General features: G+C 44.0%; 7 protein-coding genes and 1 pseudogene. 3 read left to right on the top strand and 5 right to left on the bottom strand.

Annotation, left to right across the window (positions count from 1 at the left end; translation table 11 throughout):
* Positions 1-15 precede the first annotated feature (15 nt).
* From H6G26_RS38680 to H6G26_RS38660, 5 genes are all read right to left on the bottom strand, one after another.
* Complete coding sequence (locus H6G26_RS38680; protein WP_190737058.1) at positions 16-846, bottom strand: hypothetical protein; 831 nt, start codon at positions 844-846, stop codon at positions 16-18.
* 126 nt (positions 847-972) lie between these two features.
* Positions 973-1,368 carry a hypothetical protein gene (locus tag H6G26_RS38675; protein ID WP_190737062.1) on the bottom strand — a complete coding sequence of 132 codons (396 nt, stop codon included), beginning with the start codon at positions 1,366-1,368 and terminating at the stop codon, positions 973-975.
* Between the two features lie 25 nt (positions 1,369-1,393).
* Positions 1,394-1,597: a hypothetical protein gene (locus H6G26_RS38670; RefSeq protein ID WP_190737056.1), complete on the bottom strand. Its 204-nt coding sequence runs from the start codon at positions 1,595-1,597 to the stop codon at positions 1,394-1,396.
* Positions 1,590-1,916 (bottom strand): hypothetical protein, encoded by a 327-nt coding sequence (locus H6G26_RS38665; protein WP_190737054.1) that lies wholly within the window; start codon positions 1,914-1,916, stop codon positions 1,590-1,592. Before H6G26_RS38665 ends, H6G26_RS38670 begins: the two co-directional genes overlap by 8 nt.
* A gap of 120 nt (positions 1,917-2,036) precedes the next feature.
* Positions 2,037-2,972 (bottom strand): hypothetical protein, encoded by a 936-nt coding sequence (locus H6G26_RS38660; protein ID WP_242054303.1) that lies wholly within the window; start codon positions 2,970-2,972, stop codon positions 2,037-2,039.
* A gap of 58 nt (positions 2,973-3,030) precedes the next feature.
* Here H6G26_RS38660 and H6G26_RS38655 point away from each other — a divergent pair, with 58 nt between their 5' ends.
* From H6G26_RS38655 to H6G26_RS42220, 3 genes and pseudogenes are all read left to right on the top strand, one after another.
* Positions 3,031-3,279: a helix-turn-helix transcriptional regulator gene (locus tag H6G26_RS38655; protein ID WP_190737052.1), complete on the top strand. Its 249-nt coding sequence runs from the start codon at positions 3,031-3,033 to the stop codon at positions 3,277-3,279.
* A gap of 151 nt (positions 3,280-3,430) precedes the next feature.
* Complete coding sequence (locus H6G26_RS38650; RefSeq protein WP_190737049.1) at positions 3,431-4,384, top strand: hypothetical protein; 954 nt, start codon at positions 3,431-3,433, stop codon at positions 4,382-4,384.
* 165 nt (positions 4,385-4,549) lie between these two features.
* A pseudogene (locus H6G26_RS42220) lies at positions 4,550-4,735 on the top strand (serine/threonine-protein kinase PknK); the annotation flags it as partial.

Genomic DNA, 4,735 nt, shown 5'->3' with positions numbered 1-4,735 from the left:
ATCCTGACTTTTGATTTACACTGCTCCAGTCTTTACCGCTTGCAAATTTTGCATCCATGCGTTGATTGCTGTTAATTCATCAGCACCGCTAACAACAGCATCAACAACTTGGTTTTGATACGAAGATTCAGCATGATTGGGATATTCGCACTTATCTGCTGCCCAAGCCAAACACATTGTTTTTACCAGTTCATTAATCTTGGTAATATGAAGTAGACTTGGACGGTCAACATCCTGAAATTCCAACCACTCTCTGACCAAATCAAGGGGATAATCAAGCAAAGTGCGGATATTTTTGATTCGTAGGTCTTGAGTCGGTACTGGTTGAGGAACTACGCTAAGTTTTGGTGTGGATGGAATAGTTGAGGAATTGCCACCTAAGAGAGATTGAATGTCACGAATGATTGTTGCCCAATCCAAATCTCTACTCCATTCCCTATAAATTTTGGTTTTGGTTGCAGCATCATAAAGATTGCAGAAAACCGTGTTTTCGTCGCCAGCATTAGCAACGATAATCAGTGGCTTAGAAAAATCTTGGATTAATGATGCAGCTAGAAGAAAGCTTTTAGCAAAATTGGTTTCAACACCAGTTCTTATGACGTAAAGTTCATCAGCACTGACAACAATATCCAGCTTCAAGTTGTCCTTGCCTTTGAATTCTTTAGTCGTGAGGCGGAGTTCAGACAAATATCCAGTTAATGCTCTTTGGGGAACTGGGATTTTCTTCTCTTGGCTGATATTGAACTTGTACCAAACGAATGATTCGCCATCTACTTCCCCCTGATCGACAAATAAATAGATGGGTTCGGGAGGGTTGCATAAACCTAGTTTGATTTCAGTAACCATGTTTACCTCGGTTAAGTTTAATGGATTCGTGCTACGAAGAAGAAAAAAGGGTAAAGGAGAAAGAAAAATTTTTCGCCATACAGTACAGAGCAAACGCTTTTAAATATGGGGTTCCCTTTCCCCCTCTTATTTACGCTCTAACTCCCATTGCAAATAAGTCAGCGCAGTTTGAGCATCGGCGATATTTAAATCAGGTTGATATCCTTTCTCCAGCAATTCTTTGTATTGGGAATGTGCAGCAATTTCAGATATCAGAGTTTGAGCTTGTTCAACTAAGTAGTGGAGACTGGGGTTAGACATTTCAATGCCAAGCCGTAAACATAAATCTTTCCTACGGCACGCTTTGCGAACCGCTTTCACACCGAATGTTCCTGGCTCAATCTCCGTTTCTAACTCTTCAAGCAGAGATTGGAAATTTGGGTGTTCATCATTGATTTCAATCTCAATCAAATCTGCACTTTGTTTAACGACGCTTGCCCAATCTGGCAGAGTAGCTGAAATGGTCTTAGCGTAAAGTTTCATAAGTTTGTCCTCTGGGATTAATAACCTAAAAATCCTCGGCAATCTCTAACAAAAAGCCGCGTCCCGTGTTCTGCACTTGCACCAGTTCCTTATCAAGCAGAGTTTGAATGACTGAATCGGAAAATTGGAATTGAAGGCGATGCAGAGGAACACAACCGCCGCAAAACTGAAGTACACGCAGCAAATGGTTTGCTCTACGCTCAAAGTCGTTGTCAACCGGTTTAGACATTCGCTTTTCCTCCGGTGACTACAGCTAACTGCTGTTGTAGAATTGCTATCTGCTGTTGGTAAAACTCAATCTCTGCGGTAATTTCCGAGAATAATTCTTCTGGAGAGAGCGGCTGGATTTGATTCTCTTGCAAGTACGATATCTCGTCAGAATTCTTGTTAGGCATCAATACGTAACGCCATCCTTCATCAAATTCATTAGCCAATTCTGTACCATTTGGATAGTAATAAAGCCCCAGGATAATGCCCTGGTTTGTACGCTGTTCTAAGGCAAAGCGAGGGTAGCCCCAGTGTTGGGGGATTGAGATTGTGGGTTGCATTGATTTAATGGGGAAAAAGTTGAATAAGCGAGTAGTTGATGAGCGATCGCTGGAGTTGTAACAGAACAGTCAAGCGATGCCTACGGCGGGCTGCGCCTACGCTCTGGTGTATGAAAGGAATTACACTGCTACTAACTCGCGGCTTTCTTGAAGTGGTGCATACTCTCGTAACCGTTGCCATTCATCAGGGGTCAACTCATCAAACGGTCGGTCTAGCAGTTCTTCACAGTCAGCCGCCTCTGCATCGAGCATCGTGTCCACCATCGACAGCCAGTACACGGCATCTAACGCCGAGTCACAGGGTATGCGTTGGGTTGCGTCTGCGGCGCGTGTGAACCACCAGCAGCCGTCAGTATGTCCCACTTCGCCCAGCTTCATATTGTTCTTGTAAATCCCATCATCGAGGATTTCAAAGCCGTACTTCTCGCACTCGTTGAAAATCTGAGCCATGATTTCGTTACCAGTCGTGCAAGGTTCTTCAGTGAGAGTTTCAGTTTGTGCAGGGACTCGTTCGTTAAGCGTCCTGTCTTGGTGATGCCAATTGATGAAGCGTTCGCATCTTGCCCAGGTATTGGCGCGGAATTTTTCTACACTGTTGACCATTACTACCCAAGGTTGGGTTAGGTCATCATCGTGAGTGATGGTGGCTACCAGTTCAAAACCTGCGTAGAATTCATGGTAGTAGAAGCTGATTTCTACCGTTGTCAGTGGTTCAGGAGCTATGGCTTGGGCTTGGGCAGTGATGAACCCGTCGAGTTCGGCTTGGGCTGCGGCTTGGTTGTCGAGGGCAGGGAGGGTGACTTTCTGAATCTTGCTTGCCTGATAGTTAACAATGGCAGTAATCCAGGCATCCTTGCAGCGTTTGTCGCTTACTTCGACTGTGCAGCCGATTTCGCTGTAGATTTGCTTGAGTCGCGCAATAGATTTCAGTTGCAGCTGTTGATGGCTGTAGATGTGATGAGTCATAATTAATAAAGTTCCTAACGGGACGGAAAGCGCTTCTGATTGGTAGTCCGGGGCGCTCTCTTTATACCTATTAATGTAAACTGTCTGCATACACTTGTCAAGCGTCTGTAGACAAATTACAATAAGATTAGTTTTGGAGAACTTATCTATGAATTCAGTGCAAGTAAAGCGAGTAGTTGAAACCGTCCTAGACTTTCCAGGACTGGGGCAAAAAATAAGACAGGCAAGGGAGCGTGATGAAAGGACTTTGACTGATATTTGTCGTGAGTCTAAGTTAAGCCGCTCTTATTGGTATCAGTTAGAAAACGAAGATTTAAGAGCGCCTGCAACAGAGGATGTAATTCGCAGAATTGAGCAAGTTTTGAATATAGACTTAGGTGTAAAGTTTGATGGTTGACCCTCAGACTATTAATCCTGTTGCCCTGCCTTGCAATTCTCCAAAAAAACGATGCCTGCGGTGGGCTATGCGTAAACAGTTATTAACTGTTTCCAAAATTTACTTTGCAACTGAATTTGAAAAAATATTATTGAACTAAAGGGGTAGAAGAATGACTAAACCACCCCCTAAGCGCAAAAAAACTACCTCTACTTCAGAGAGTGACAGGACATCACCAGATAATCTTGCCCAAGAAGACAACCCAGCTACAGCAACAATCACTGTTACTGCGATTGAAGTTCCAGAACTAACAGAGGCAGAACAAAGCGATCGGCTGCATTTAGAGCGAAAGGTAGAACGGGCGTTTTTTGAAGCAGGTAAGGCGCTCTCCGAGTTACGTGATCGCCGTCTGTACCGCTCTACCCACAGCACTTTCAAGGAATATTGCAAGGACAGGTTTGGTTTTGAGCGCCGTCATCCTTACAGATTAATTGAAGCTGCCGAGGTTATAGATAATCTGAGAAAAATGTGTCCAAATTGGACACAAAATGAAACTGAAAGTGAAAATGTTGAAACCCGCTCACAAAGTTTACAAATCCTGCCAACAGCAGAGGGGCAAGTTCGACCACTGACCAAGTTAGAACCGCAGCAGCAACAAGAGGCATGGCAGACCGCAGTAGAGGAAGCTGGCTCTAAAGTGCCGCCAGCTAGAATCGTCAAAGATGTGGTGCAGCGCATAATGGAAAGGACGCAAGTACCTAACACTTACCAACTAGGCGAAGTGTGCCAAATTTTAGCGAAGGATAATCCCGAACTCAGAGGCAAGGGCGGCTGCTGGGGCATAGTCAACCACGTAGGCGAATTTAGCTGTACAGTCAAAACCTGGAATAGCGAGTATACAGTTGGGTTGCAATACCTGAAGTCGTACAACTACCTGCCTGCCGAGTGTGAGCAGATGCGGGTGATTTGCGATCGCATCAGTCGGGTGTATTCCGATTCGCTTGAGGAGACAGTCAAAAGTCTGTTGCAGTCGTTGGGGAAGGTGAATCGGCCTTATCTTACTGCTGTGGAAGAGAAGCTGTTGGGTTTGATTGAGCGAGAATATGGTGTTACTGATGGAGGATAAGGACTGGAAGAAAAAGTGTTGAGTGTTTTGGAGTCTGAAATCAGAGTTTAAATCTTTTATTTCATCAAATTTATTCTCGATTACCAAACAGTAAGTAATTATTTTCGGAATAGAAAATTACTGTATAGTTTGAGGTGTACCAGATATCCTTTTAAGAGTTGCTCTATGATCACTCTGCCTGGTATTGCTATCCAAAACAAAATATACGAAAGTGACAATTCTCTAGTGTACCGGGGCATTAGAGAGGATGGAGTAGGGATCGTCGTAAAAATGCTAAAGCTTGATTATCCCTCTCCGCAAGAACTAACCCGCTACAGACAGGAATATAAAATTACCCGCTCCCTGAATCTA

This window comes from Nostoc sp. FACHB-888 (genome assembly GCF_014696655.1).
Classification (GTDB): Bacteria; Cyanobacteriota; Cyanobacteriia; order Cyanobacteriales; family Nostocaceae; genus Nostoc.
This window is presented reverse-complemented; position numbering and strand designations above follow the sequence as displayed.